Annotated in this window: 21 protein-coding genes and 1 pseudogene; 7 read left to right on the top strand and 15 right to left on the bottom strand. The window is 74.0% G+C overall.

The genetic code is table 11. The annotated features are described in order from the left end of the window. Positions 1-4 precede the first annotated feature (4 nt). From panC to dacB, 13 genes are all read right to left on the bottom strand, one after another. Positions 5-943, bottom strand: coding sequence for a pantoate--beta-alanine ligase (gene panC / locus ACFV9Q_RS20035; RefSeq protein WP_377235856.1), 939 nt, complete (start codon positions 941-943; stop codon positions 5-7). Next, positions 940-1,914: a Rossmann-like and DUF2520 domain-containing protein gene (locus ACFV9Q_RS20030; protein ID WP_377235855.1), complete on the bottom strand. Its 975-nt coding sequence runs from the start codon at positions 1,912-1,914 to the stop codon at positions 940-942. Before ACFV9Q_RS20030 ends, panC begins: the two co-directional genes overlap by 4 nt. Before the next feature lie 3 nt (positions 1,915-1,917). Further along, a complete protein-coding gene (locus ACFV9Q_RS20025) occupies positions 1,918-3,486 on the bottom strand; it encodes a PH domain-containing protein (RefSeq protein WP_377235854.1) in 1,569 nt (522 codons plus the stop codon). Between the two features lie 2 nt (positions 3,487-3,488). Continuing rightward, positions 3,489-3,980: a PH domain-containing protein gene (locus ACFV9Q_RS20020; protein WP_377228305.1), complete on the bottom strand. Its 492-nt coding sequence runs from the start codon at positions 3,978-3,980 to the stop codon at positions 3,489-3,491. 35 nt (positions 3,981-4,015) lie between these two features. Then, a complete protein-coding gene (locus ACFV9Q_RS20015) occupies positions 4,016-4,501 on the bottom strand; it encodes a DUF3180 domain-containing protein (protein ID WP_377235853.1) in 486 nt (161 codons plus the stop codon). A gap of 1 nt (position 4,502) precedes the next feature. Then, positions 4,503-7,151 carry a 2-amino-4-hydroxy-6-hydroxymethyldihydropteridine diphosphokinase gene (gene folK, locus ACFV9Q_RS20010; RefSeq protein WP_377235852.1) on the bottom strand — a complete coding sequence of 883 codons (2,649 nt, stop codon included), beginning with the start codon at positions 7,149-7,151 and terminating at the stop codon, positions 4,503-4,505. Beyond that, the gene (gene folP, locus ACFV9Q_RS20005) at positions 7,148-8,107 is read right to left on the bottom strand and encodes a dihydropteroate synthase (protein ID WP_377228321.1); all 960 of its coding nucleotides are present in this window, start codon (positions 8,105-8,107) and stop codon (positions 7,148-7,150) included. Before folP ends, folK begins: the two co-directional genes overlap by 4 nt. 86 nt (positions 8,108-8,193) lie before the next feature. Beyond that, positions 8,194-8,817, bottom strand: coding sequence for a GTP cyclohydrolase I FolE (gene folE / locus ACFV9Q_RS20000; RefSeq protein ID WP_377228302.1), 624 nt, complete (start codon positions 8,815-8,817; stop codon positions 8,194-8,196). Positions 8,818-8,830: 13 nt separating this feature from the next. Further along, positions 8,831-10,870: an ATP-dependent zinc metalloprotease FtsH gene (gene ftsH, locus ACFV9Q_RS19995; RefSeq protein WP_377228301.1), complete on the bottom strand. Its 2,040-nt coding sequence runs from the start codon at positions 10,868-10,870 to the stop codon at positions 8,831-8,833. A 159-nt stretch (positions 10,871-11,029) separates the two neighbouring features. Then, positions 11,030-11,584 (bottom strand): hypoxanthine phosphoribosyltransferase, encoded by a 555-nt coding sequence (gene hpt / locus ACFV9Q_RS19990; RefSeq protein ID WP_377228300.1) that lies wholly within the window; start codon positions 11,582-11,584, stop codon positions 11,030-11,032. A gap of 3 nt (positions 11,585-11,587) precedes the next feature. Beyond that, a complete protein-coding gene (tilS, locus tag ACFV9Q_RS19985) occupies positions 11,588-12,769 on the bottom strand; it encodes a tRNA lysidine(34) synthetase TilS (protein ID WP_377235851.1) in 1,182 nt (393 codons plus the stop codon). 2 nt (positions 12,770-12,771) lie between these two features. After that, positions 12,772-13,857, bottom strand: coding sequence for a zinc-dependent metalloprotease (locus tag ACFV9Q_RS19980; protein ID WP_377235850.1), 1,086 nt, complete (start codon positions 13,855-13,857; stop codon positions 12,772-12,774). A 33-nt stretch (positions 13,858-13,890) separates the two neighbouring features. Next, a complete protein-coding gene (gene dacB / locus ACFV9Q_RS19975; protein ID WP_377235849.1) occupies positions 13,891-15,342 on the bottom strand; it encodes a D-alanyl-D-alanine carboxypeptidase/D-alanyl-D-alanine-endopeptidase in 1,452 nt (483 codons plus the stop codon). A gap of 257 nt (positions 15,343-15,599) precedes the next feature. Between dacB and ACFV9Q_RS19970 the strand changes: the two genes are divergently transcribed. After that, positions 15,600-16,100, top strand: coding sequence for an inorganic diphosphatase (locus ACFV9Q_RS19970; RefSeq protein ID WP_119141774.1), 501 nt, complete (start codon positions 15,600-15,602; stop codon positions 16,098-16,100). A 64-nt stretch (positions 16,101-16,164) separates the two neighbouring features. Here the strand turns inward: ACFV9Q_RS19970 and ACFV9Q_RS19965 are convergent, their stop codons facing one another. Further along, positions 16,165-17,532 (bottom strand): NlpC/P60 family protein, encoded by a 1,368-nt coding sequence (locus ACFV9Q_RS19965; RefSeq protein ID WP_377235848.1) that lies wholly within the window; start codon positions 17,530-17,532, stop codon positions 16,165-16,167. Between the two features lie 428 nt (positions 17,533-17,960). On the opposite strand from ACFV9Q_RS19965, the gene ACFV9Q_RS19960 reads away from it, so the two are divergent. The 6 genes from ACFV9Q_RS19960 to ACFV9Q_RS19935 all read left to right on the top strand — a co-directional run bounded on the left by ACFV9Q_RS19960 (position 17,961) and on the right by ACFV9Q_RS19935 (position 25,084). After that, on the top strand, positions 17,961-19,298 hold the full coding sequence (locus ACFV9Q_RS19960; RefSeq protein ID WP_377235847.1) for a bifunctional o-acetylhomoserine/o-acetylserine sulfhydrylase: 1,338 nt from the start codon (positions 17,961-17,963) through the stop codon (positions 19,296-19,298). 76 nt (positions 19,299-19,374) lie between these two features. Next, a complete protein-coding gene (locus tag ACFV9Q_RS19955; RefSeq protein ID WP_377235846.1) occupies positions 19,375-20,661 on the top strand; it encodes a homoserine O-acetyltransferase in 1,287 nt (428 codons plus the stop codon). Positions 20,662-20,701: 40 nt separating this feature from the next. Further along, positions 20,702-21,139 (top strand): VOC family protein, encoded by a 438-nt coding sequence (locus ACFV9Q_RS19950; RefSeq protein ID WP_377232538.1) that lies wholly within the window; start codon positions 20,702-20,704, stop codon positions 21,137-21,139. 57 nt (positions 21,140-21,196) lie between these two features. Beyond that, positions 21,197-22,156: a zinc-binding dehydrogenase gene (locus tag ACFV9Q_RS19945; protein ID WP_377235845.1), complete on the top strand. Its 960-nt coding sequence runs from the start codon at positions 21,197-21,199 to the stop codon at positions 22,154-22,156. 135 nt (positions 22,157-22,291) lie between these two features. Beyond that, positions 22,292-23,974: a discoidin domain-containing protein gene (locus tag ACFV9Q_RS19940; protein WP_377235844.1), complete on the top strand. Its 1,683-nt coding sequence runs from the start codon at positions 22,292-22,294 to the stop codon at positions 23,972-23,974. Between the two features lie 90 nt (positions 23,975-24,064). Then, entirely contained in the window at positions 24,065-25,084 is a 1,020-nt protein-coding gene (locus tag ACFV9Q_RS19935) for a LacI family DNA-binding transcriptional regulator (RefSeq protein WP_377235843.1), read from the top strand. Positions 25,085-25,090: 6 nt separating this feature from the next. Here ACFV9Q_RS19935 and ACFV9Q_RS19930 read toward each other — a convergent pair. Next, positions 25,091-26,123, bottom strand: a pseudogene (locus tag ACFV9Q_RS19930) (hypothetical protein); the annotation flags it as partial.

The raw sequence follows: 26,123 nt of genomic DNA, 5'->3' as shown, positions 1-26,123 counted from the left end.
GGTGTTACCTCTGGACCTCGGGCGAGACCTCGACGGCCTGGTTGTCGATCAGTCGGGTGGAACCCACCCGTGCGGCCACGAGCAGCAGCGCGGGGCCGGAGAAGTCGTCGGTGACCGCGTCCACGGTCACCGGATCGACGAGCGCCAGGTAGTCGACCACGACGCCGTCGGCGCCGTCCAGCACTTCGCGCGCGTCGTTGATCACACCCGGGGCCCCGCGGTCCGCGGCCGCCGCCCCCGCCCGCAGCGCGCGCGACAGCGCCAGGGCCTGTTCGCGCTCCCCCGGCGAGAGGTAGGCGTTGCGCGAGGACAGGGCCAGGCCGTCGCCCTCGCGCACCGTCGGCACGCCCACCACCTCGACCGGCACCTCCAGGTCGCGCACCATCCGGCGGACGGCCAGGAGCTGCTGGGCGTCCTTCTCGCCGAACAGCGCGACGTCGGGCCGCACCAGGTGCATCAGCTTGAGCACCACGGTGAGCACGCCGTCCAGGTGCCCGGGGCGGGACGCGCCCTCCAGCACCTCCCCGATCCGTCCGGCGGAGACCCGCACCACGGGGTCGCCGTCCGGGTAGACGACGTCGGGCGTGGGCGCGAAGACGACGTCGGCCCCGACGCCGGCCAGCTTCGCGACGTCGCCGTCCAGGTCGCGCGGGTACTTCTCCAGGTCCTCGCCCGCCCCGAACTGGAGCGGGTTGACGAAGATGGTGACGACCACCTGGCCGTTCGGCCCGGCCTCCGTGCGCGCCCGGCGCACGAGCTCCAGGTGGCCCTCGTGCAGCGCGCCCATGGTCATGACGACGGCGCGCTGCCCCGGCCCGGCGTCGGCACCCTCCACGGATCCGGTGAGGGCCCAGCGCATCTGCGCGTCCTGCAGCTCGGGGCGGGTGCGGACCACGAGCGGGGTGCGCTGCGTGGTCTCCGCACCGGACGGGGTCGTGGTCATGATGTCTTCCTTCCGGCGTGCGACTCCCCGCTGGCGCCGTCGAGCGCGTCCAGCAGGGCCTGTGCGGCGGTGTCGCCGATGCGGTGGCTCGCCAGCGCGCGGCGCGTGGCCCCGCGGGCGAGCTCGGTGTAGCTGTCGGGGATGTCGGTGGCGCCGCTGGCGGCGGCCAGCGCGCTCAGCTCGGTCAGGTGGCTGCGCACGGTGCCGACGTCGCCCCGGGAGACCGGTCCGGTGAGCGCGGAGATGGCGCCCGGCCCGACGCCGTCGCGCGCGTCCGCCGACCGCGTGGCCTGCTCCAGGGCCGCCGACAGCAGCGGCGCGAGCACCCGCCCCGGCAGCTCGACGCCGGCCGCCTCCAGCGCCTGCGCGGCCTGCGCGACGAGCACCACGAGGTGGTTCGCACCGTGCGCGAGGGCCGCGTGGTACAGCGGGCGCGCCTGCTCGTCCACGACCACGGGCTCGCCGCCGATCTCGACCACGAGCGCCTGCCCGATGGGCAGCACGGGCGCGGGCGCGGTCACCGCGAACGTGCAGCCCTCCAGGCGCGCCAGGTCCAGGCTGGTCCCGGTGAACGTCATGGCGGGGTGGATCGCGAGCGGGATCGCGCCGCCCAGCCGGGCGGGCTCCAGGACGGCGGTCCCGTAGCGGCCCGACGTGTGGATCGCGAGCTGGCCCGGCTGCCAGGCCCCGGTGTCGGCAAGGCCGGAGACCAGGGGGCCCAGGGCGTCGTCGGGGACGGCGAGCAGGACCAGCTCGGCCCGCTCCACGACGTCGGGCACCTCGAGGTTGGGGACGCCGGGCAGGAGCGTCTCGATGCGCTCCCGGGAGTCCTCCGAGATGCCGCTCGCGCCGACCACGGCGTGTCCCGCGGCCCGCAGCGCGTTGGCGAGCACCGCGCCCACGCGCCCCGCGCCCACCACACCGACGCCCAGCCTGCCGGGCCGGCGGCCCGCCTCGTCGGGGTCACTCAACGGTCACTCCCCCTGTCGTTCCATCCATCGTTCGGGGCCCGCCGCCGCACGCGCGGTGCGCGCACGCCGGGCCTGCTCGGTCATCAGCAGCGCCGCGTCGGCGGCCTCGAGATGCGGCACCTCGGGGTGCACCGGGCCCTCCGTGGAGTGCACCTGGAACGACGCCACGCCCAGCCGGCGCTGCCACGGCCCCTGGCTCACGGCCAGGGACTGCGTCCGCTCGTGCGGCACGACGTCCAGCACCTTCACCACGCGGCCCCGGCGCAGCAGCAGCGCGCGGCCGGTCACGGTGAACCCGTTGCGGCGCCACGCCACCGGGTCCAGTATGCGGGTCCGCCGGGGCGCCGTGACGTAGGCGCTCTCCGTGCGGGAGTCGCCGTCCAGGCCCGCGTCCAGGACGCGGCGCGGCTCGTCGACGCCGAGGTCGGGCAGCACGAGGGAGAGCACGGTCAGCGCCTCCTCGCGGGTGCCGACCGGGAGCAGCACGCTGTTCTTCTCCTCGCTCTCGCCGCCGTAGCCGGCCACGTTCACCTGCACGCGCCACCAGTCGCGGTCCCGCCACAGCAGGCTCTGCACCAGGCGGACGGCCTGCACGCGGCCGGGCGGGATGGTCTGGGACCGGGTCTCGAGCATGCCGTGCCGCAGCCGGACGCCGTCGGGCGAGATGGCCACCCGGAAGTCGAACTCGCCGGTCAGCCGGTTGAACAGGTACCCGCCCGCGCCCAGCACGGCGGGCAGCGAGGCGGAGATGACGGCGAACTCGCCCGTGACGATCATGACCACCACCACGCCGAGCGCCCACAGGAGCAGCGTGATCATCGCCCCCGAGCGCACCACCGAGGCGATGAGCCGGCCCAGGGGCACGGTCAGGACGGGCACCTGGGGCGCCTCGAGGCTGGCGGCGGGCAGGGGCTGCGCCGGCTGCCCGGCGTCCTGCGGTGCTGCGTCCAGCTCCGTCCCTTCCGGAACGGGAGCGGTCACCACGTCGGACGGAGCCGGGGCGGCGTCGGCCACGTGCCGCGTGCCGCCCACCTTGAGACCCGCCGCGCGGGCGAGGAGCTCGGCGCGCAGCTCGTCGGCGTCGGCGCCCTTGAGGAACCCGATGGCCACGCCGGAGTCCGTGCCGCCCGCCGTCTCGAGCGTGAGCTCGCACAGCCCGAAGAACCGGGCCACGAGCGGCTGCCGGATGTCCACCGACTGCAGGCGGTCGAGCCGCGCGTGCCGCTGCTGCCGGAACAGGATGCCGCGCCGCAGGTGCACGGTCTGCTCGCCGACGGCGAACGTCGTCATGCGCCAGGCCAGCGCCGAGTAGCCCCAGCCCACGAGGGCCACGGCCGCCAGGGCGGCCAGCAGCGTCCACCAGTACTCGCTGGACACCAGGGCGAGGAGGCCGCCGCGCGGCCCGCCCTCGAGGCTCTGCTGCCCCAGGATCACGACGGCCGCGCCGACCACCGCCCAGCCCCGCACCAGCGGGGTGATCGGGTGCACGCGGCGCCACTCCAGCGTCTCGGGCGAGTCCGGTCCGAGGCCGTCGAAGGCGGAGCGCGCCGGGTCGACGTCGTGCTCGGGCATGCTCACAGCCCCGCCAGCCGGGCCTCGCCACGGGACGCCAGGCGGTCGCGCAGGCGTGCCGCCTCGTCCGGGGGCAGGCCCGGGATCTGGGCGTCCGTGCCGACGGACGCCGTGTGGAGCTGCACCTTGGCCAGGCCCAGCCTGCGGTCGAGCGGCCCCGCCTCGACGTCCACGTACTGCATGCGGCCGTAGGGCACCACGACCATCGAGCGGAACATGACGCCCTTGCGGATGAGCAGGTCGTCGTCGCGCTCGGCGTACCCGATCGCCCGGACCTGGCGCGGGACCAGGAGGAACGACCACAGCAGGAAGACGGCCGGCACCCCGGCGAGGATCCAGAACCAGGGGCTCACGGTGACCGCGAGCACCACGCCCACGACCAGCGGGATCCCGAGGCTGATGGTGCCCGGGACGAGGCGGGCCGTCACGAGCCGCGGGGACACGCGGTTCCAGGTCACGTCGTGCGGTTCGAATGGGCTGGTCATGTTGGCCATTGTTCCGCAGACCCGTGCCGGTGGGTAGCGAGGCGTCAGGCAGGCGCCGGGGACTCGCCCTCCTCGGAGCCGCTCCGGTCCTTGTCGGACGGGGGCAGCTCGCAGAACTTCTCCACGACCAGGCCGACCACGGCGAGCGCCACCGAGCACAGCACGGCGACCCCGGCAGCCACCGCGCGGTCCCGGCGCGGCTCGATCGCGAGGTCGCCCAGCACCACCAGCACCTGCGCCAGGTACCAGCCGCCCAGCAGGGACCCGGTCAGGGCGGCGGCCTTCGCCAGGACGAGCGTCCGGGCGGCCCGGATGCCGTCGAGGTTGGGCCGCTTGCCCCTCTGGTAGGCCCGCACGCCCCACCCCAGCCAGAAGATCGCCCCGGCCAGCGCCAGGATCGCGACGTCGACGAGCCACGGCACCACCGGGAGGTACACGGCGCGCGCCTCGAGGGCACGCAGCACGAGCCAACCGACGACCGCGACCGCGACCAGGACTGCGATCAGGGATCTGACCGGGGTTCTGCGCATGTCAGGCGTCGCGCCCCCGCTCGTCCCGGACCGGCACCCACGAGGGCACGGAGTCGATCGGGCCGTCCGACGCCGGGAGCGACTGCTCGGTCGCGTAGCCCGGCACCCGGATCACGGTGTGGTCGTTGTCGTAGGTGTCCCGGATCCCGTTGGAGTGGCCGGCGGAGTGGCCGTTCTGGGCCGGCTCCGGCGCACCGTTCTGCGGCGTGCCGACCGGGGCGAACACCGGCGCGGCCGGCTCCTGCGGCGCGCCGCCCATGGGCGGGAACACCCCGCTCTGCTGCCGCGACGGGTTGACCGGGGCGAAGACCGGCTTGGCCGGCGCCGACGACGCCGGGGGCAGCTGTTCGCGCTCCGGGTCCTCGTGGGCCGTGTCCCGGACCGCGCGGGGCGCGATCGGCACCGGCGGGGCCGGGACGAGCGCCTCCTCGGGCGGCGGCACGACGGACCCGCTGCCGGGCACGCCGATCGGCGCGGCCGGACGCGGGGCCGCGGGAGCCACCTGCTGCGCCTGGTGCGGGATGGGCACGGAACCGCCGGGACCCGGCACCTGTCCGCTGGGGTAGCCCTGCGGGTGGCCGGGGTCCAGGTCGACCGGGCCGCTGTGGTGCGCCTGCGGCTGGCCGCCGCCCGGCACCTCGACCACGGGACCGCCGGGTGAGGCCTGCGGGCGCCCGCTCGGCGGGAGCGACGGCGGAAGGGCCGGCGGCATCTCGGCGACGTGCGCGTCCTGCCCGCCGTCGTCCGGCACCGCGGGGTGGCCGGAGCCGGTGACCCCGCCGCCCTGCTCGGGCTCGGGGTCGGTCAGCCAGTCGAGGGCGAGCCAGCGGATGCCGGTCCGGTCGGGTGCCGTCGCCGCGAGCTGGGCCACGGGTCCGCCGCCCAGGCCGGGCAGCACCGCGTCCGGCGCGATCTGCGACCAGGGCTCCAGCACGAAGGCGCGCTCGTGCGCGCGGGGGTGCGGGATCTCGATGTCCTCGGCGGAGTCGGTCAGGGTGCCGTAGGTGATCAGGTCGACGTCGAGCGTGCGGGCGCCCCAGCGCTCCTCGCGGGTGCGGCCGTGCAGGTTCTCGACCTCCTGGCAGGCCTGCAGCAGCCCCCGCGCCGCGAGAGTGGTGCGGGCCAGCAGCACGGCGTTGAGGTAGTCGGGCTGGTCCTCCGGACCGCCGACGGCGGCCGTGCGGGCCAGCGGCGACACGTCGGTGATCTGCACGCCGGGCACGCGGTCCAGCTCGGCGACGGCCGACCGCATGGTCGCCTGCGGGTCGCCGAGGTTCGCGCCGATCGCGATAACCACGTCCACGTACCCGGCGGGCACCTCGTCGAACCGGTCGCGGGGCTCGGCCTGGTACGGCTGCTCCTGGGCGTACTGCTCCTGCGCGAACGCCGGCTCGGGCTGCCCGACGGCGGAGTCGGGGACGGCCGCCGAGACCCGGGTCGCCTCCATGTCGCCCTGGTCGTACTGCGGCTCGAACATCTGGTCGTACTGGTTCGGCTGGGCGTCGCGCCGCGGCTGCTCGTACGCCTGCGGCTCGAAGCCCTGCTGGGCCTGGTCGTAAGACGGCTGCTCGAACTGCTGCAGCTGCTGGTCGAAGCTGTTGTGCTGGTCGATCCCGGGCCGCTGGTCGAGCCCCTGGACGGACTCGTACTGCTGGATCGGCTCGAACGCGGGCTCGGGCTGGAACGCCTGCTCGGGCTGGAAAGGCTCGGGCTGCTGGAACACCGGCTCCTTGCCGGGGACGTCCCGCTGCTCGGCCTGCGCCGGGGCCTCGGCCTGCAGCTCCCACGGCGCCGGGATGACCTGGAGCGGCTCGGGTGCGATGAGCTCGGGCTGCGGGAGCGGTTCGGGCTCCTCCGCGAGCGGCGGGGCGGGCGCCACGGCCGGCACCCGGTCCACGAGCGGCTCCGCCTCGAACGGCTCGGCGGCGAACTGCGCCGGCTCGGCCGGCTGGTAGGACTCGGGGGCCTGGAACTGCTCGGCGGCCGGGTACTGCTCGGCAGCCTGGTACGCCTCGGCCTGATAGGGCTCGGGGGCCTGGTACGGCTCGGGCGCCTGGTAGGGCTCGGCCGGCTGGTAGGGCTCGTACGGCTCGGGCCGGAACTGCTCCGGCTCCTCGGCGACGGGCCGGGCCACGGGCTCGAAGTCCTGCGGCTCGGGCGTCTCGGCCGGGGCCGGCTCGGCCGCGGGCTCGGGCGCCGCGCCGGCGGCGAGCAGCGCCGCCGGCACCGCCACGACGGGCATGCGCGTGCGGTCGCGGCGGATGGCCACCTCGACGTCGGCGAACGGCACCGGGATCGGCGCGTGCGGCTTGTGCACCCGCACGTCCACCGCCTCGATCTGCGGGCGGGCCAGCACCGCTGCGGCGATGCGCTCCGCGACCGTCTCGATCAGGTCGGCGGGGTCGCCCTTCAGGATGTCGTGGACGTCCGCCGCGACGTCCGCGTAGCTCACGGTCTGTGCCAGGTCGTCACCGGCGGCCGCCGGGCGCGTGTCCATGTACAGCACGACGTCGGCCCGGAACTCCTGGCCCGTCTGCCGTTCCGACGGCAGCACACCGTGGTACCCCCGCGCGCTCACGCCGCTCAGCTGGATCTGGTCCAGCGCGCGGCCGTCCGGGCCTGTGACGCCCGTTCCGAACGCTGTGGTCACCGTGGTCCTCCCCCATCGTCTTTGCGTGCACCGGAATCCTGCCAGGTTGGCATGTCTTGTCCCCCGGCCGTCCACGATTCTGTGGTCAAGGCCACGGTGGAAGTCAATGCCTCCGGTGCGGAAGGGGAAGAAGTACCCGGTGACCCTACCCGGGCCGCGCCGTCCGCGGCGGTCCACGCGGCGGCGACCTTGACGGCGTCGGCGCTCGCCCGGACGGTGTGCACGCGCACGCACCAGGCGCCCGCGGCGGCCGACAGCGCCGAGATCGCGGCCGTCGCGTCGTCGCGCGCCCGCGGCGGCGCCGGGCGCCCCGCCGGGTCGGCGAGCAGGTGGCCCAGGAACCGTTTGCGGGACGCGCCGACGAGCACCGGGCGGCCGAGCTCGTGGAGCGCGTCGAGGTGGGCCAGCAGCGGCCAGTTGAGCACGCCGGCCTTGGCGAAGCCGAGCCCCGGGTCGAGGATCAGCTGCTCGGGCCGGACCCCGTCGTCGTACAGCGCGGCCATGCGTGCCGCGAGCTCGTCGCGGACGTCGGCCACGACGTCGTCGTACACCTCGAGGTCGTCCATGACGTCGGCGTGCCCGCGCCAGTGCATCGCCACGTACGCGGCGCCGGTCTCGGCGACCGCGCGGCCCATCTCGGGGTCCGCGAGGCCGCCCGAGACGTCGTTCACGATGCGGGCGCCCGCAGCCACCGCCCGCTCGGCGACGGCCGCACGCGTGGTGTCCACGCTCACGACGGCGCCGCGCGCGGCGAGCCGCTCGATCACGGGCAGCACCCGTGCCAGCTCCTGGTCCTGCGGCACCCGCACGGACCCCGGCCGGGTGGACTCGCCGCCCACGTCGAGGATGTCCGCGCCCTCGCCGAGCAGCTCCAGCCCGTGCGCGACGGCGGCGGACGGCTCGAACCACTCGCCGCCGTCCGAGAACGAGTCCGGGGTGACGTTGACCACACCCATCACCAGGGTGCGGCCCGTCCCGGACAGCTCCGGCAGGCCCTGCACCCGGGCGTCCCGGGCGGGGTACCGGACGGCGGCGGACACCGTCACTTCCCGAGGATGAGGCTCATCGCCTCGGCTCGCGTCGCACCGTCCCGCATGACGCCGCGCACCGCGGAGGTGATCGTGCGCGAGCCGGGCTTGCGCACGCCGCGCATCGACATGCACAGGTGCTCGCACTGGACCACCACGAGCACGCCGCGCGGTTCGAGGATCTCCACCAGGGAGTCCGCGATCTGCGTGGTCATGCGCTCCTGCACCTGCGGGCGGCGCGCGTAGACCTCGACCAGGCGGGCCAGCTTGCTCAGCCCGGTGATGCGCCCGTCCACGTTCGGGATGTACCCCACGTGCGCGACGCCGTGGAACGGCACCAGGTGGTGCTCACAGGTGGAGTACACCTCGATGTCCTTGACCAGCACCATCTCCTCGTGCCCGAGGTCGAAGGTGGTGGTCAGCACCTCCTCGGGCTCCTGGCGCAGGCCCGCGAAGATCTCCCGGTACGCCCGGGCGACGCGGGCCGGCGTCTCGCGCAGGCCCTCGCGCTCGGGGTCCTCGCCGACGGCGAGGAGGAGCTCACGCACTGCCGCCTCGGCCCGTGCGGCGTCGTACGGCGGGACGTCCGCCGCGCGCCGCACGGGCGTGGACAGGGGTGTGATGGACCCTTCGGTCATCGTCGTGCTCCGGTCAGTTCGTCGGGTCCGTGGGCACGTTGTCCGACGGCGTCGCCGCGTCCACCACTGCCTCGTCCTGCGGCACCACCGGGGCGTGCCCGTTCTGGGCCGCCAGCTCCTTCGGCGTCAGCACGGGGCCGCGCGTGTGCACGGTGCGCTGCTCGCTGGAGAGCCAGACGTCGCGGGCGGCGCGCTTCTCGACGGGCGCGAACACGTCCGCGAGCTCCTTCTGGTTCAGCGTCTCCTTCTCGAGCAGGCGCAGCACCAGCTCGTCGAGCACGTCGCGGTACTGGGTCAGCACCTCCCACGCCTCGTCGTGCGCGGCCTCGACGAGCTTGCGCACCTCGTTGTCGATGGTGCCGGCGACGGCCTCGGAGTAGTCCCGCTCGTGCCCGTAGTCACGGCCCAGGAACGGCTCGCCCGAGCTCGTGCCGAGCTTGATGGCGCCGACCCGCTCGCTCATGCCGTACTCGGTGACCATCTTGCGGGCGATGGCCGAGGCCTTCTCGATGTCGTTCGAGGCACCCGTGGTGGGGTCGTGGAACACGATCTCCTCGGCCACGCGCCCGCCCATCGCGTAGGCGAGCTGGTCGAGCAGCTCGTTGCGCGTGGTCGAGTACTTGTCCTCGAGCGGCATGACCATGGTGTAGCCCAGGGCGCGGCCGCGCGGCAGGATCGTCACCTTGGTGACGGGGTCCGTGTAGCGCATCGCCGCGGCCACCAGGGCGTGCCCGCCCTCGTGGTAGGCGGTGATCTTCTGCTCCTTGGACTGCATGACGCGCGTGCGCTTCTGCGGTCCGGCCACGACGCGGTCGATCGCCTCGTCCAGCGCGCGGTCGTCGATGAGCTGGGCGCCGCTGCGCGCGGTGAGCAGGGCGGCCTCGTTCAGCACGTTCGCCAGGTCGGCACCCGTGAAGCCGGGGGTCCGGCGGGCGACGGCCGCGAGGTCCACCTCGGGGACCATCGGCTTGCCCTGCGCGTGCACGTTGAGGATCGCCTCGCGGCCCTTGAGGTCCGGGGCCTCCACGGCGACCTGGCGGTCGAAGCGGCCCGGACGCAGCAGGGCCGGGTCCAGGATGTCGGGGCGGTTGGTCGCGGCGATGAGGATGACGTTCGTCTTGACGTCGAAGCCGTCCATCTCGACGAGCATCTGGTTCAGCGTCTGCTCGCGCTCGTCGTGCCCGCCGCCCATCCCGGCGCCGCGGTGGCGCCCGACGGCGTCGATCTCGTCGACGAAGATGATCGCGGGCGAGTTCTGCTTGGCCTGCTCGAAGAGGTCGCGCACGCGGCTGGCGCCGACGCCCACGAACATCTCGACGAAGTCCGAGCCGGAGATCGAGTAGAACGGCACGCCGGCCTCGCCCGCGACGGCGCGCGCGATGAGCGTCTTACCGGTACCGGGCGGGCCGTACAGCAGCACGCCCTTCGGGATCTTGGCGCCCACGGCCTGGAACTTGGCGGGCTCGGCGAGGAACTCCTTGATCTCCTGGAGCTCCTCGACGGCCTCGTCCGCGCCGGCGACGTCGGCGAAGGTCACCTGCGGGGTGTCCTTGCTGACGAGCTTGGCCTTGGACTTGCCGAAGCCCATGACCCGGTTGCCGCCGCCCTGGGCCCGCGACAGCAGGAACCAGAACACGACACCGATCAGCAGGAACGGGATCAGTACCGACAGCATGGAGGACCAGAAGCTGGGCTGCGGCACCTCCGAGTCGAACCCGTCGGCCGGGTCGGACTTCACGATGGCGTCCTCGACCCGCTCGCCCTGCGGCACCGTGTAGAAGAACTCGACCGTCTTGCCGTGGTCGACCTCCTCGGCGGCGTCGCCGTCACCCTCGGTCGACTTGTACGCCTTGGTGAGCTCGAGCTCGACCCGCTGCTCGCCTTCGACCATGAGGGCATGCTTCACCGTGCTGCCCTGGAGCAGCTCGATCCCCTGTGACGTCTCGATTCGCGAGACGTTGGGCTGGTTCAGTGCTGAGATGGCCAGCGTCACCACGACCAAGGCGACCAGGATCCAGATGACGGGCCCACTCAGAAGCTTCTTGATGTTCATCGGCGACGGGGACTAGGCCCCGTTTCCCTCCGCTCGCGCAGTATGTATCCGTCGAAACTACATGGTCTCCCTGAGAGGAGCCCCGAGTGTTCGCCCAGAGCATGTGACTCCTGGGCCACACTCGCCCGGACGCGACGAACCGTCCGGGACGGGCACCGTTCAGCCGCCGTAGACGTGCGGTGCCAGGGTGGCAACGAACGGCAGGTTGCGATAGTTCTCGGCGTAGTCGAGGCCGTAGCCCACCACGAACTCGTTCGGGATGTCGTAGCCGAGGTACTTCACGTCGACGTCGGCCTGCGCGGCGTCCGGCTTGCGGAGCATCGAGGCGATCTCGACCGACTCGGGGCCGCGCGAGCGCAGGTTCGACACCAGCCAGGACAGCGTGAGACCCGAGTCGATGACGTCCTCGACGATGAGCACGTTGCGGCCCGTCAGGTCGGACCGGAGGTCCATCAGGATGCGCACCACCCCGGAGGACTTGGTGCCCGAGCCGTAGGACGACACGGCCATCCAGTCCATCTGCGCCTTGTGGTGCAGGCGGCGGGACAGGTCGGCCATCACCATGACCGCGCCCTTGAGCACGCCGACCAGGAGCAGGTCCTTGCCCGCGTAGTCCGCGTCGATCTGGGCGGCCATCTCGTCGAGCTTCTTGCCGATCTGCTCCTCGGTGAGCAGCACCTCTGCGAGGTCGGTTCCGACGTCGGACTTGTCCACGGGTCACTCCTGAGTCGTTGTGGGGGGTCTGACGCCGGTCCAGCCGTCCGAGGTCCCGGTCGGCGCGGCGCGCAGGAAAAGCCTGCCACACGCACGACGCGCCCGTGCGCCGCCCGGGAGCCCGGCCGGGCCCTGGCCGCTCCAGGACACGACGAACGCGTCGAGCGCGTCGACGTGCCGCGTGGTGGTGTCCGTGGGCCGGCAGCCGGCCGCGAGCGCCGCGAGCCGCAGGGCCCGGCGGCGCAGGGCCGGGTGGGCCGCCGCGAGGACGCCGACGTCGAGGGCGTGCTCGCCGGGTTCGGCCGCGCCGTCCTGTGCCGGAGCGTCCTGTCCCGCCGCCGTGCCCGACGCCGCCGCCCCCGCCCGCGCGAGGAGGTCGGCCGCGAGGGAGTCCAGCAGGTCGGCGTCGTCCCGGGCCTGGTCCGCCGTGCGCGCGAGGGCCTCGGCGACACCCGGCCCGAGCGTCGCCTCGAGCACCGGCAGCACGCGCCCGCGCACCTGCGAGCGCAGGGGCGTGAACCCGCCGGCGCCGCCTCGTCCGTCGGTGGGCGTCGCGCCCGGCCCGGCGTCGGGCAGCAGGTTGGTGGGGTCGGTCCAGAAGTCGAGGCCCGACGCCGCGCACACGGCCTCGGTCTGCGCGCGGCGCAGCCCGAGGAACGGCCGTCGGAAGACGCCCCGCTCGCGCGGCATCCCGGCGAGCGAGCGGGCGCCGGCGCCGCGCGCGAGGCCGAGCAGCACCTGTTCCGCCTGGTCGTCGAGGGTGTGCCCGAGCAGCACGCGGTGGGCGCCGGTCTCGGCGGCCGCCTCCTCGAACGCGCGGTACCGCATCGCACGGGCGGCGGCCTCGGGTCCGGCGGAGTCCGCGCCGCCCGGCCGGTCGGGGCGCCGCACCAGCACCGGGTCCAGGCCCAGGGCGCGGCACTGCTCTGCGGCCCGGGCGGCGACGTCGGCCGACCCCGCCTGCAGCCCGTGGTCCACGACCACCGCGCCCGCCCGGACGGCGTGCCCGCGCGAGCGCACCGACCGTCCGACCCGGCGGGCCTCGAAGGCCACCGCCGCGGCGAGGGCGAGGCTGTCGGCCCCGCCGGAGCAGGCGACCAGCACGAGGTCGTCCGGGCCCAGGCCGGACAGCGCCGCCCGGACCGCGGTGCGGGCCGCGGCGACGGCGGGGTCAACCCTGGCCACGGTCAGCCGTGCACCCGGCGCACCCACGCGCGGGCGTCGGCGATCTCCCGGGCGGTCGGCAGGTTCTCGGGCCCGGCCCAGACGGCGTTGAGCCCCTCGCGCCCCACGGCCCGCTCCACGGACCGCACGAACGCGGCCCCGTCGCGGTACTGGGCGAGCTTGGCCTCCATGCCGAGCAGCTTCTGCACGACGACGTCGAACGTGCTGCGCCCCTCGCCGTCGCGCCGCCGCTCGAACTTGGCCCGGATGCGCCGCACGGACGGCACCACCCGCGGCCCGACGGCGTCCATCATCACGTCGGCGTGCCCCTCCAGGAGGGCCATGACGGCGGTGATGTCGGCGAGCTCGGCCTTCTGGTCGTGCGTCAGCACGCCGTCCATGATGGTGCCGCCCTCGCCGCGCAGGGCGTCGAGCACGCTCCGCCCGATCACGGCGATCTTCCGGTCGAACCGGGCCTTGGCCAGCTCGGCCGAGGTCCGGGCCATGCCCGTGACCAGGCCCCGCGTGCGGCCGCTCAGGTGCCCCGACAGCCAGGGGGCCGCGGCGAACTGGAGGGCGTGCGTCTGCTCGTGCAGGCACACCCACAGGCGGAAGTCCCGCACCGGGACCTCCAGGGCGCGCTCGGCCTGGAGCACGTTGGGGGCGACGAGGAGCAGGCGGCCGGGTCCGGAGTAGGGGTCGAACTGGCCGAGCACCCGCCCGCTGAGCAGGGCGAGCACCGCCCCGATCTCGGCGGCGCCGGCCATCTGGGCGCCGGCCGAGGTGGCGCCCTTGGAGACCTCGGCGACGACGGACCCGATCCCGTCCGTCATGACGGCCATCGACTGGGTGTTCGCGCGCGCCCAGGTCGCCCGGTCCACCACCGCGACCGGGCTCAGCGCCGCGCCGCCGGCGGCCTGGGCGGCCGGCGTCATGCGCGTGGTCTCCAGCACGTGCCCGACGGCGTCGCCGGCCGCCGTCCGCAGGCCGCTCACCAGGGAGTCGAGCTCGTCGCGGTCGGCGCGGGGCCCGGGCGCGGCGAGGCGTGCCGCGATCTGGGCGGCCGCCGACCAGTCGACGATCTGAGGGGTTGCGGAGGCCTGGGTCACCGGACCACGGTAACGGCCAGGAGCGGTCGCGCGTCAGCCCTGGACGGAGTACGCCGCGAGGTCCCCGACGAAGTCGTCGTAGATGGACGTGGCGCCCGCCGTCTGCTTGGCGGGGATCGAGTCGGCGAGCACGGAGAAGACGAGCATCCGGTCGTCGGCGGTGATCACCGTCCCGGCGAGCGCACGCACCTTGGGCAGGCTCCCGGTCTTGGCCCGGGCGAGCCCCTGGGCGGGGTTGTCACCCGTGAACCGGCCGTGGCTGGCCGCGAGCGTCCCCGTCAGGCCCGCGATGGGCATGCCGGCGGCCTCGCTGCGCAGCTGCGGGTTCGCCGGGTCGACCATGACCCCGAGCAGGTCGACGAGCTGCTGCCCGCTCAGGTAGGAGCCGTCCCCGAGCCCGGAGCAGTCCCGCAGGCGCGCGCCGGTCATGTCGACGCCGAGGTCCTTCGCGGCGGCGATCACGGCCTGCGTGGCGCCGTCGTTGGAGCCCGGCAGTCCGGCGTCCACCGCGACGAGCCGCCCGAGCACCTCGGTGATCGTGTTGTCCGAGTACTGCATGGCGAAGCCGACGACCTCCGCGAGCGGGGCCGAGCTGACCTCGCCGAGCACCCGCGCGTCGTCCGGGGCGTTCTCGTCCACCACGGCCCCGGCGGTCTTGAGCCCCTGGTCCTCCAGGGCCGCGGAGAACGCCTCGGCGGCGTACTTGCCCGGGTCGGACGCGCGGGGACCGTTGTCGGTGTAGCCGTCGGACAGCAGGCCCACGTTGATCCCGACGGACGAGACGGGCGCGATGTAGCCGGCCGCGATGTCGGGGCTGGCGACGGTCGGCGCGATCTCGTCACCGGTGAAGAGCGTGTCGTCGAGCGCGACGCGCACCTCGGTGTCGCCTGTGACCTTGATCTTGGCGGCGACCTGCTGGGCGAGATCCGCCAGCCCGGCCCGGCCGTTAACCGCGTTTGGGTCGCCCTTGCCCTCGGACAGCATCATGTCGCCGCCGCCGACCAGCACCACCGTGTTGTCGTCGACGAGCACGGCCTTGGTGTCCAGCGTGCTGTTCGCCATGGACGACGTGAGCGCGGCGACGCCGGTGAACAGCTTCTGCGTGGACGCGGGGGTCATGAGCTTGTCCGGGCTCGACGAGCCGAGCACCTGGCCGGTCGCGCCGTCCGCCACCACGACGCCCACGCGCGAGCCGAGCCGCTTGTCCTTGGCCAGGTCGCTGACCAGGCGCTGCATCTCCACGCTGTCCGGCACCGGGGCGTCGTCCGGGAGGTCCTCCAGGAGCGCGACGGGCGCGGGCCCGTCAACCGCCCCGGGGGCGGACGGGAAGGGACTCGGCTCGGGCCAGGGCGCGGCGGTCGTGAGCATGCCGGGGACCATGTCGTACGCGTCCGCCACCAGGTACCCACCGAACAGTGCGACGACCGCGGCGACGGCAGCGCCGGAGCGCAACCCCCACTCCATGGGCATCCTCTCGATCGTCACGTGAAAGCCATCGCCAACTCTAGTCGCGGCAAACCACGCGGCGTGTACGACAGCGGCGATTCACGGGAAATTTCACCCACACCTGCCGTCAGTTCCCGCGCGCGTCGCGCACGCTGCGAATTATGCCGAACACGGACAGTGGTTCTGACCACAGGTCACGGTCGGGATACACGGCGCATGGCACACTGGACAGGCGCAAGACCGCCGCCGCGGTAAGACACTTCGGCGACCATCATCGAGAACTGGAGCACATCGGCGTGGAGTTCGACGTCACGATCGAGATCCCCAAGGGTCAGCGGAACAAGTACGAGGTGGATCACGAGACCGGACGCATCCGCCTCGACCGCATGCTCTTCACCTCGACGCGCTACCCGGACGACTACGGCTTCATCGAGGGCACCCTCGGCGAGGACGGCGACCCCCTGGACGCGCTCGTGCTGCTGGAGGAGCCCACGTTCCCCGGCTGCCTGATCAAGTGCCGCGCCCTCGGCATGTTCCGCATGCGCGACGAGGCCGGCGGCGACGACAAGGTGCTGTGCGTGCCGACCGGTGACCAGCGCGCGGCGTGGCGCCAGGACATCGACGACGTCTCGGACTTCCACCGCCTGGAGATCCAGCACTTCTTCGAGGTCTACAAGGACCTGGAGCCCGGCAAGTCCGTCGAGGGCGCCCACTGGGTGGGCCGCGCCGACGCCGAGGCGGAGATCGTCCGCTCGATCCAGCGCGCCAAGGACACGGGCTACTACGACAAGCACTGAACGGCCCGCACCCCGTACGTGTCAGACGTCCAGGTCACTCCGGTGACCTGGGCGTCTGACTCGTCTAGGGCCGGCCCGCGTAGGGCATCGCGCTCGACAGGCGCAGCGGGTTCTCGGACAGCGGATGCCCGGGCAGCGTCGCCTCGATCATCATGCCGCCGCCCGTGTACATGGCGACGTGGTAGATCGACGACGGGTCGCTCGGGTCCGACCCGTAGAAGATGAGGTCGCCGGGCCGCAGGGCTCCGTAGCCCACCTTGCCGACCGCCAGGTACTGCGAGCGCGACGTCCGCGTGATGTTCACGCCCTGGCTGGCCCACGACATCATCGTCAGGCCCGAGCAGTCGTACGACGTCGGTCCCGCGGCGCCGAGCAGGTACGGCGCGCCCAGCTTGGTCCGGGCCCAGGTCACGGCGCCGAGCCCGCGGCCCGCCGAGCCGGCCGAGACACCCGAGGTGGGCGGGACGGCGGGCGCGGCCGCCGGCGGTGCGTCCGACGTCGTGCCACCGCCGCCACCGCCGCCGCCACCACCCGAGCCGGAACCCCCGGAGCCGCCCGCACCGCCCGGCGCCTCCGCGGGCCCCGCCTCCTGGGCCCGCGCCTCCGCACGGGCAGCGTCCCGGGCCTGCTGCTGCCGTTCGAGCTCCGCCCGTGCCGCCGCCTCGCGCGCGGCCTCCGCGGCGGCCGCCCGGGCGGCCTCCCGCTCGCGCTCGATCCGCACGCTGGTCTGCCGCAGCTCAGCGAGCCGCTGCACCAGCGCCTGCCGCTCCACCTCGGCCGCCCGGGTGCGCGTCTCGAGGTCCGCCGCCGCGGCCTGGGCGGCGTCGAACGCGGACTCGGCCTGCTCGGCCGCCGCGTCGAGCTCCTTCTTCGCGGCCGTCCAGCGCGCGTCGGCGGACTCCGACACCGCCCGCGCGTCCTGGTACTCGGCCAGGGCCCCGCCGACCTTGCGCTGCACCGCCCGCTCGGCCGCGCTGCGGCCCACCATGTCGGTCACCGAGTCGGCCCGGAGCGCGACGCCGAGCGAGCCCAGGCCGTCGTCGCGCGACGACGCCCGGTACACCTCGGCGAGGCTCCCCCGCGCCGTCACCTCGCCCTTGTGCGCCTTCGCGGCCGCGGACCGGGCCTCCGCCACCGCCTGCTCCGCCTGCTCCACGGCCTGCTGTGCCTCGGCGTAGTCGGCAGCCGCGACCTGCACGCGGACCTGTGCCGCCTCGAGCTCGGAGCGCAGCGTCGCGAGCGCTGCCTCGGCCTGCTCGACGTCGAGCGTGCCGGCGGCGACCGCGTCCCGGGCGGCCTGCGCGTCCTGTGCGGAGGGCGGGTCGGCGGGCGGGTCCGCCTGCGCGCTGGGGCCCCACGGGAACACCAGCCCGAGGGCGAGGACCGCGGCCCCGAGGGCCCGGAGTGCCAGCACGCCGTGGATCCGTCGCATGATCCCCCCTTCCGATCCGCACCCCTTCGGCGTGTCGCCTTGCGCGGATCCTGTGAATCACTTCGTTGTTACCGGTCCAAATGTGCCCCGAGCATCCGAAGTGCGCATCCGGAAGGCAAAACGGCGCATAGGACGACACGGGTCCGGAGTCGCCCACGGCGTGTCTCATTTCTGCATCTCACGATTCAAGACACGTCTTTCGACCTCGCCTTGGTGCGTCTACGGTCACACCATGACTCGTCGAATGTGTTGTTGCTGATCCAGCGCACGTTCGCCTGCCCTCGGCCGCTCGGCCGACCTCCGCGTGCGCGCCCTCGAACCCGCCGCGGACCCATCCCCTGATGCGCAGGCCCTCCGGGGCACGCCGCGGCACCGCTCGGTCAGTTCAGCCAGAAGCACGCCACACCGCAGAGGAAGCAGGGAGAGCCATGACTCAGCCCCAGTGGTCGTTCGAGACCCGTCAGATCCACGCCGGCCAGGAGCCGGACCCCACCACGGGCGCCCGCGCCCTGCCGATCTACCAGACCACGTCGTTCGTGTTCCCCGACGCCGGGGTCGCCGCGGACCGGTTCGCGCTGAAGGACCTCGGCCCGATCTACACCCGCATCGGCAACCCGACGCAGCAGGTCGTCGAGGACCGGATCGCCAGCCTGGAGGGCGGCGTCGGCGCCCTGCTGGTCGCGTCCGGCCAGGCGGCCGAGTCCCTCGCGATCCTCAACCTGGCGCAGGCGGGCGACCACATCGTGGCGTCCGCGAGCCTGTACGGCGGCACCTACAACCTGCTGCACCACACGCTGCCCAAGTTCGGCATCGAGACCACGTTCGTGGACGACCCGCACGACCTCGACGCGTGGCGCGCCGCGGCACGCCCCGACACCAAGGCGTTCTTCGGCGAGACCATCCCGAACCCGCGCTCCGACGTGCTCGACATCGAGGGCGTCGCCGCGGTGGCCCACGAGACCGGCGTCCCGCTGATCGTGGACAACACCGTCGCCACGCCGTACCTCATCCGCCCCTTCGAGCACGGCGCCGACATCGTGGTGCACTCGGCGACCAAGTACCTGGGCGGCCACGGCAGCGCGATCGGCGGCGTGATCGTCGACGGCGGCCGGTTCGACTTCGCGGCCGACCCCGAGCGGTTCCCCGGCTTCAACACGCCGGACCCGAGCTACAACGGCCTGGTGTTCGCCCGCGACCTCGGCGTCGACGGCGCGCTGGGCGCCAACCTCGCGTTCGTGCTCAAGGCGCGGGTGCAGCTCCTGCGCGACCTCGGCGCGGCGATCTCCCCGTTCAACGCGTTCCTGCTCGCCCAGGGCCTGGAGACGCTCTCGCTGCGGGTCGAGCGGCACGTCGCCAACGCGCAGCACGTCGCTCAGTGGCTGGAGGCCCGGGACGACGTCCGCGGCGTCCACTACGCGGGCCTGGAGAGCTCGCCCTGGTACGGCAACGCCCAGAAGTACGCGCCGCAGGGCGCCGGCGCGGTGCTCGCCTTCGAGCTCGACGGCGGCACCGAGGCCGGCCAGGCCTTCGTCTCCGCCCTGCAGCTGCACTCCAACGTGGCGAACATCGGCGACGTCCGCTCGCTCGTGATCCACCCCGCGTCCACCACCCACTCCCAGCTCACGCCGGACGAGCAGGCGCTCTCGGGCGTGACGCCCGGCCTGGTCCGCCTCGCGGTGGGCCTGGAGAACGTGGAGGACATCCTGGCCGACCTGGAGCTCGGCTTCACCGCCGCCAAGAACCTCCTGGGCGGCGAGACGGACTGATCCACCCGCAGTACCCGGGGCGGGCACCGGAGAACCCTCCGGTGCCCGCCCACCACCCCGAGCCGCAGGAGGAGCCATGGCCGTCACCACCCCGAAGGCCGCTCACGGTGCCCTTGACCCGAGCATCCGCACCACGAGCGTCCCGTTCTCCGTGCGGGAGGACACGCACGGCGGGGGCGACGTCGCCACGCCCGGCCCGGCCGGACCCGTCGAGACCTCGCGCGCCCGGAGCAAGCCGCCCGTACCGCCGAGCGGCGCGTGGCGCGAGGGTGACGACCCCGGGCGCCGGCAGTTCGCCGACGTCGGCGCGTTCGAGCTGGAGGCCGGCGGCCGCCTGCCCGCCGTCCGCGTGGCCTACGAGACCTGGGGCACGCTGAACGCCGACGGCTCGAACGCCGTGCTCGTGCTGCACGCCCTCACGGGCGACTCGCACGTCACCGGCGAGGCCGGGACCGGGCACGTGACCCCCGGGTGGTGGAGCCAGATGGTCGGCCCCGGCCGGCCCATCGACACGGACCGGTACTTCGTGGTGGCGCCCAACGCGCTCGGGGGCTGTCAGGGCACGACCGGGCCGTCGTCGACGGCGGACGACGGGCGCCCCTGGGGCGGCCGCTTCCCCTACATCACGACCCGCGACCAGGTGGCCGTGGAGATCGCGCTGACCCGGGAGCTCGGGATCCGGTCGTGGGACCTCGTGATCGGCGCCTCGATGGGCGGGCTCCGCGTGCTGGAGTGGGCGCTGCTGGGGCCCGAGTCCGGTGTCCCCGTGCGCAACCTCGCCGCGATCGCGACCACCGCGCAGACCGGCGGGGACCAGATCGCGTGGGCGCACCCGCAGCTCGCCGCGATCCGCGTGGACCCGCGCTTCCGCGACGGCGACTACTACGACGCGGCCGACGACGACGGCCCGCACACCGGCCTGGGCATCGCCCGCCAGATCGCGCACACGACGTACCGCACGGGCTACGAGCTCGACCAGCGCTTCGGGCGCCTGCCGCAGGGCGGCGAGGACCCGTTCGCGGGCGGGCGGTTCGCCGTGCAGTCCTACCTGGAGCACCACGGCGACAAGCTCGCGCGCCGGTTCGACGCCAACTCCTACCTGGTGCTCACCGAGTCGATGCTGTCGCACGACCTGGGCCGCGACCGCGGCGGCGTCGAGAATGCGCTGAGCCAGATCACCGCGCGCACCCTGGTGGTGGCGGTGGACAGCGACCGGCTGTTCCCGCCCGCCCAGTCCGCGCGGCTGGCCCGCTGGATCCCGCAGGCGGAGTCGCTGCGGATCGTGACGAGCGACGTGGGGCACGACGGGTTCCTGGTCGAGGCGGACCAGATCGGCCCCATGGTGAGCGAGTTCCTCGGGTAACCGTCGCGCGCGCCGTCGGACACAGGCTTAGCGTGGCCGTATGGCAAAGCTCAATCCGTACCTCAGCTTCAAGTCCGAGGCCAAGGATGCCCTGGACTTCTACCGGTCCGTGCTCGGCGGCGAGCTCACCGTCAGCACCTTCGGCGAGAACCCCATGGAGGGTATGCCGACCCCCGACGAGGACAAGGCCCTCGTCATGCACGGGCAGCTCGACGCCCCGGGCAACCTCACGATCATGGCGGCCGACACGCCGTCGTTCATGGAGTATGTGGCGCCCACCAGCGGTGTCACCGTCTCCCTGACCGGCGGCCCGGACGACCACGACTACATCAAGGGCGCCTACGAGAAGCTGTCCGACGGCGCGACCCCGGGCCAGCCGCTCGAGCTCGCGCCCTGGGGCGACTACTACGGGGCGCTCACCGACAAGTTCGGGATCTCCTGGATGTTCGACATCGGGACGGAGCAGTCCGCCGGGTGATCTTCCGTTCGTCCCCGCCTACCTGGCCCGCCGCGGCGGGCCAGGTAGGTTGAACGGATGCTTGCCGCCTACGTGACCCGCTTCTCGCCCGACAGCCCGCTCGACGGCCTGGAGGTGGGCGAGCGACCCGAGCCGGAGACCCCCGAGCACTGGACCACCGTGGACATCCGGGCGGCGTCCCTGAACCATCACGACCTGTGGTCTCTGCGCGGCGTGGGCCTGCGGGAGCAGCAGCTCCCGATGATCCTGGGCACCGACGCCGCAGGGGTGGCCCCGGACGGGTCCGAGGTGATCGTGCACGGCGTGATCGGGGCCGACGGCCACGGCGTCGGGCCGAAGGAACCCCGCTCGCTCCTCTCGGAGCGCTACCCCGGGACCCTCGCCGAGCGGGTCGCGGTGCCCACCGCGAACCTGGTGCCGAAGCCCGCCGAGCTGTCGTTCGAGGAGGCCGCGTGCCTGCCGACGGCGTGGCTCACCGCGTACACCATGCTGTTCACGCAGGGCGGCCTGACGCCGGGCGACCGCGTCCTGGTGCAGGGCGCGGGCGGCGGGCTCGCGACGGCGGCGGTCGTGCTGGGCGCGGCGGCCGGCCTGGAGGTCTGGGTGACGTCGCGCTCCGCCGAGAAGCGGGAGCGGGCCGTCGCGCTGGGCGCGGCGGGCGCCGTCGAGACCGGGGCCCGGCTGCCGGCTCGGGTCGACGCGGTGCTCGAGTCGGTGGGTCAGGCCACGTGGGCGCACTCGATCCGCTCGGTGCGGCCGGGCGGCTCGGTGCTGGTCTGCGGCGCGACGTCGGGCGACGCTCCCCCGGCCGAGCTGACCCGCATCTTCTTCCAGGAGATCCGGGTCCAGGGCGTCACCATGGGCTCGCGGGAGGACCTGGGCGCGCTCGCCCGGTTCTGCGCGCGGACGGGCGTGCGCCCGGTGATCGACGCCGAGGTGCCGCTCGCGAAGGCCGCCGAGGGCCTGGCGCGGCTGGACGAGGGCGGACAGTTCGGCAAGGTCGTCGTCCGGCCCTAGGCCCCTTCACTTACAGGTCGGTCAGCAAACTTCGTCGAAAGCCTTGACCAGGGTCCGGAATGTCCGCGACCATCTCAGAGAGCGCTCTCTCAGATGGCTCAACGTGCCAGACCGACGTTCGAAGGAGCACGTCACATGCGCAGACACGTCCGCACGCTCGCGGCGGCGACCACCGCCGCGGCCCTGCTCGTCCTGGGTGCGATCACCCAGGTCACCACCGCATCAGCCGCCGCCGAACCGCTCTCCCAGGGCCGGGCGGTCACCACCTCCAGCACCGAGTTCGACTGGAGCACCGGCGCCGCCGCCGTCGACGGCGACCCCGGCACCCGCTGGTCCAGCGCCGCCGCCGACAACCAGTGGATCCGCGTCGACCTGGGCTCCGTCCAGGCGATCGACCGGGTCGTCCTCGACTGGGAGACGGCGTACGCGTCCGGCTTCCGGATCGAGACGTCCGCCGACGGTGCGGCGTGGTCCACGATCTACTCGACCACCACCGGCGCCGGCGGGGACCAGAACCTCGACGTCGACGGCACCGGGCGCTACCTGCGCCTGTGGGTCACCCAGCGCGCCACCCAGTGGGGCGTCTCGCTGTGGGAGCTGCAGGTGTTCGGCACCGGGGGCGGGACGCCCACCGACACCTCGCTGCTCTCCTACGGCAAGCAGGGCAGCGCCTCCAGCTCGCAGAACGACGGCACCTGCTGGCTCTGCGGCCCCGACAAGGCCTTCGACCTCGACCCGGCCAGCCGCTGGGCCGTCAGCCCCGACACGGGCTGGGTCGACGAGGGCTGGATCGCCGTCGACCTGGGGGCGGCCGCGCACATCAGCAGCGTCGTGCTGCAGTGGGACCCGGCGTTCGCGACGGCGTTCGACATCGAGGTCTCGGACAACGGCTCGACGTGGCGCACCGTGCACACCACCACGAACGGCACCGGCTTCAAGCAGACCATCCCGCTCGACGCCGACGGCCGGCACGTGCGCGTGCACCTGCGCGACCGGAGCGGCCCCTACGGCTACTCGCTCTGGGAGTTCCAGGTCTACGGCACAGGCGGGGCGCCCACCGCGCCCCCGGCCGAGCCCGCCGACCCCGACTTCGACGACCTCGACCTGGTGTGGAGCGACGAGTTCAACGGCGCGGCCGGCACCCCCGCGGACGGCTCGAGGTGGACCATCGACGCGGGCCTGCCCGCCAACAACGAGCAGCAGGTCTACACCCCCAGCGGCAACGGGTTCCAGGACGGCCAGGGCAACTTCGTGCTGGAGGCCCGACGGGAGGACCGGGACGGGCGGCAGTACACGTCGCACCGCATGAACACGTCGAACAAGTTCCACGCGCAGTACGGCCGGTTCGAGGCGCGCGTGAAGGTGCCGGAGGGCCGCGGCCTGTGGCCCGCGTTCTGGATGATGGGCTCCGACTTCCTGGACGGCCGCCCGTGGCCGTACAACGGGGAGATCGACATCATGGAGTTCATCGGCCAGAACCCGACCCAGGCCCACTCCACCCTGCACGCCCCGGCGTACAACGGCGGTGGCGGCTACGGCGGGGCGTACACCCTGCCCGACGGCTCGAAGATCTCGGACGGCTTCCACACCTGGGCCGCCGAGTGGGACAGCGAGGGCATCCAGTTCTCGCTCGACGGCCGCGACGTGTTCTACGCCGACAAGGACACCGTGGAGTCCACCCGCGGGCCGTGGGTCTACGACCACGAGTTCTACCTGATCCTCAACCTCGCGGTGGGCGGTGACTGGCCGGGTCCGCCGGACGCGAGCACCCCGTTCCCGTCCCGCATGCTCGTCGACTACGTCCGCGTCTACCAGTAACCCACTCACCCGTTGAGTGCTGGGTATCTGTCGAGTTCGCAGCCTGCGGGCCGCAGATACCCAGCACTCGACGAGGGGTATAAAGGGCGGGTGCAGCGTCCTACCCTGGAGGTCGTCGCCTCCGTCGCCGGGGTGTCCCGGGCGACCGTGTCGCGGGTGATCAACGGGGTGTCCACCGTCGATCCCGGGATCGTCGAGGTCGTGCGCCGGGCGATCGACGAGACCGGCTACGTGCCGAACCTCGCGGCCCGGTCGCTCGTGACCCGCCGCACGGGCTCGGTCGCGCTCGTCGTCTCCGAGCCGCCCGAGCAGCGTTCGCCGCTGCCGTTCCTCGAACGCCTCTTCACCGACCCGTACGTGGGCCGCGTGACGGCGGGGGCGCAGGCGGTGCTGCGGCCGCGCGACATCCACCTCGCGATCATCCCGGCCGACCCGCCCGCCCACGACCAGGTGGTGCGGTACGTGCGGCAGGGGCACGTCGACGGCGTCCTGCTCATCACGTCCAGCTCGGCCGACCCGCTGCCCGCGCGGCTCGCCGGCCTCGCCGTGCCGCTGGTGCTCTCGACCCGCACCACCGTGCCGGACGTCGCCTGGGTCGACCTGGACCAGGCCGCCGGCGGGCGGCTGGCCGCCGAGCACCTCGCCCGGTCCGGGCGCACCCGGCTCGCGGTGGTCGCCGGGCCCGCCGACGCGCCGTTCGGGCACGAGCGGCTGCAGGGGTTCCTGGACGGGGTGCGCGCCGCGGGCCTGCGCGAGCCCGAGGTGGTCCCGGCCGACTTCACGCGCCCAGGCGGCGAGGCCGCGGCCCGGGCGCTGCTGGCCGCCCGGCCGGACGTCGACGGGGTCTTCGCCGCGAACGACCTGATGGCGGACGGCGTCTCCACCGCCCTGCGCTCCGCCGGCCGGGACGTGCCCCGGGACGTCGCCGTGGTGGGGTTCGACGACTCGAGCGTCGCCGCGCAGGCCCATCCCCCGCTCACCACGGTGCGTCAGCCCGTCGAGGACATGGCCGACGCGATGGCGCGGCTGCTCCTCGCCGAGCTCGACGGCGGGACCACGGGCGGGTCGGCGACCTTCGTGCCCGAGCTCGTGGTGCGCGCCTCGGGCTGAGCAGGCTCAGGCGAACCGGCGGGAGAACTCCTCCACGAGGGTGGGGCCGGTGTCGCCGATGCGCCACACGCTCCAGCCGTCCGCGGTGTACGAGCCCGAGGCCGCGGTGGCGGCCGAGTCCGGGTGCCGGTACCGGGCGCCGTTGGCCAGCTCGATGGCGCCGTCCGGCAGGAGCATCGCCTCGAAGTGCTGGTTGCGCCGCGGGCGCGACCACACGATCCGGGTGGGCATGCCGATGCTGCGGGCCAGCGCCTCCAGGTCGGGGTCGTCCTCCTCCTCGAACAGCATCGGGGTGCTGGCCCGGATGCTCTCGCCCGGCGGCACCGGGCGGGCCGGCGCCTCGGGGGCGCTCGACGGGTACGGGTCGGTGGCGAACGACGTCTGCCCGTAGCCGTCGTCGGGTCCGGCCAGGTAGCCGCCGGACTCCCACGGGCTCTGCTCCACCACGACCGGCGCCGGGCCGTCGGCGTAGGGCGACTGGTAGCCGGGCTGCTCGCCGTAACCGTAGCCGCCCTGGTCACCGTAGCCGGAGGCCTCGGCGGAGTAGTCGTACGCGGGTGCGGCGCCCGCGGGCGCGAACGACGACTCGGACTGGTAGGCGGGCTCGCGCTCGTAGCGGGGCCGGGTGATCTCGAAGTCGGGCGTCTCCGGCTCGGGCGCGGCGGCGTAGGCGGGCGCCTCGTCGTACGGCGCGGGCTGCCACAGGTTCTCCTCGGCCGGCTGCGGCGCGGGGGGCGGCGGCGGCGCGTAGGGCGCGTCGGCGGACGGCGTCGGGCCGGACGCCGGGTAGCCCGGTGCCGGCTCGTCCGGCTGGCTGGAGGCCGCGAACCGGTCGGTGCGCGAGCGACGACGCACCGACGGGGCGGGCGCCGGGGCCGGGGCGGGTGCCGGCTCGGCGGGGGCCTCGGCGCGGGCCGGCGTGCTCGTCCCGCCCAGTGAGGACCGGTTCGCGGCGAGCCGCGGCGGGGTGCTCGGCGTCGGACGGGACTCCGCACCGGGGCGCACCCGGGAGACCGGGGCGCTCGGTACGGGCGGGGCG

It is taken from the genome of Promicromonospora sp. NPDC059942, assembly GCF_042731755.1.
Lineage (GTDB): Bacteria > Actinomycetota > Actinomycetes > Actinomycetales > Cellulomonadaceae > Promicromonospora.
This window is presented reverse-complemented; position numbering and strand designations above follow the sequence as displayed.

Coding starts and splice junctions, on each gene's coding strand:
- panC (WP_377235856.1), bottom strand. CDS start 943: ATGACCACGACCCCGTCCGGTGCGGAGACCACGCAGCGCACCCCGCTC.
- ACFV9Q_RS20025 (WP_377235854.1), bottom strand. CDS start 3,486: ATGCCCGAGCACGACGTCGACCCGGCGCGCTCCGCCTTCGACGGCCTC.
- ACFV9Q_RS20020 (WP_377228305.1), bottom strand. CDS start 3,980: ATGGCCAACATGACCAGCCCATTCGAACCGCACGACGTGACCTGGAAC.
- ACFV9Q_RS20015 (WP_377235853.1), bottom strand. CDS start 4,501: ATGCGCAGAACCCCGGTCAGATCCCTGATCGCAGTCCTGGTCGCGGTC.
- folP (WP_377228321.1), bottom strand. CDS start 8,107: ATGGGTGTGGTCAACGTCACCCCGGACTCGTTCTCGGACGGCGGCGAG.
- folE (WP_377228302.1), bottom strand. CDS start 8,817: ATGACCGAAGGGTCCATCACACCCCTGTCCACGCCCGTGCGGCGCGCG.
- ftsH (WP_377228301.1), bottom strand. CDS start 10,870: ATGAACATCAAGAAGCTTCTGAGTGGGCCCGTCATCTGGATCCTGGTC.
- ACFV9Q_RS19965 (WP_377235848.1), bottom strand. CDS start 17,532: ATGCGACGGATCCACGGCGTGCTGGCACTCCGGGCCCTCGGGGCCGCG.
- ACFV9Q_RS19960 (WP_377235847.1), top strand. CDS start 17,961: ATGACTCAGCCCCAGTGGTCGTTCGAGACCCGTCAGATCCACGCCGGC.
- ACFV9Q_RS19955 (WP_377235846.1), top strand. CDS start 19,375: ATGGCCGTCACCACCCCGAAGGCCGCTCACGGTGCCCTTGACCCGAGC.
- ACFV9Q_RS19950 (WP_377232538.1), top strand. CDS start 20,702: ATGGCAAAGCTCAATCCGTACCTCAGCTTCAAGTCCGAGGCCAAGGAT.
- ACFV9Q_RS19945 (WP_377235845.1), top strand. CDS start 21,197: ATGCTTGCCGCCTACGTGACCCGCTTCTCGCCCGACAGCCCGCTCGAC.
- ACFV9Q_RS19940 (WP_377235844.1), top strand. CDS start 22,292: ATGCGCAGACACGTCCGCACGCTCGCGGCGGCGACCACCGCCGCGGCC.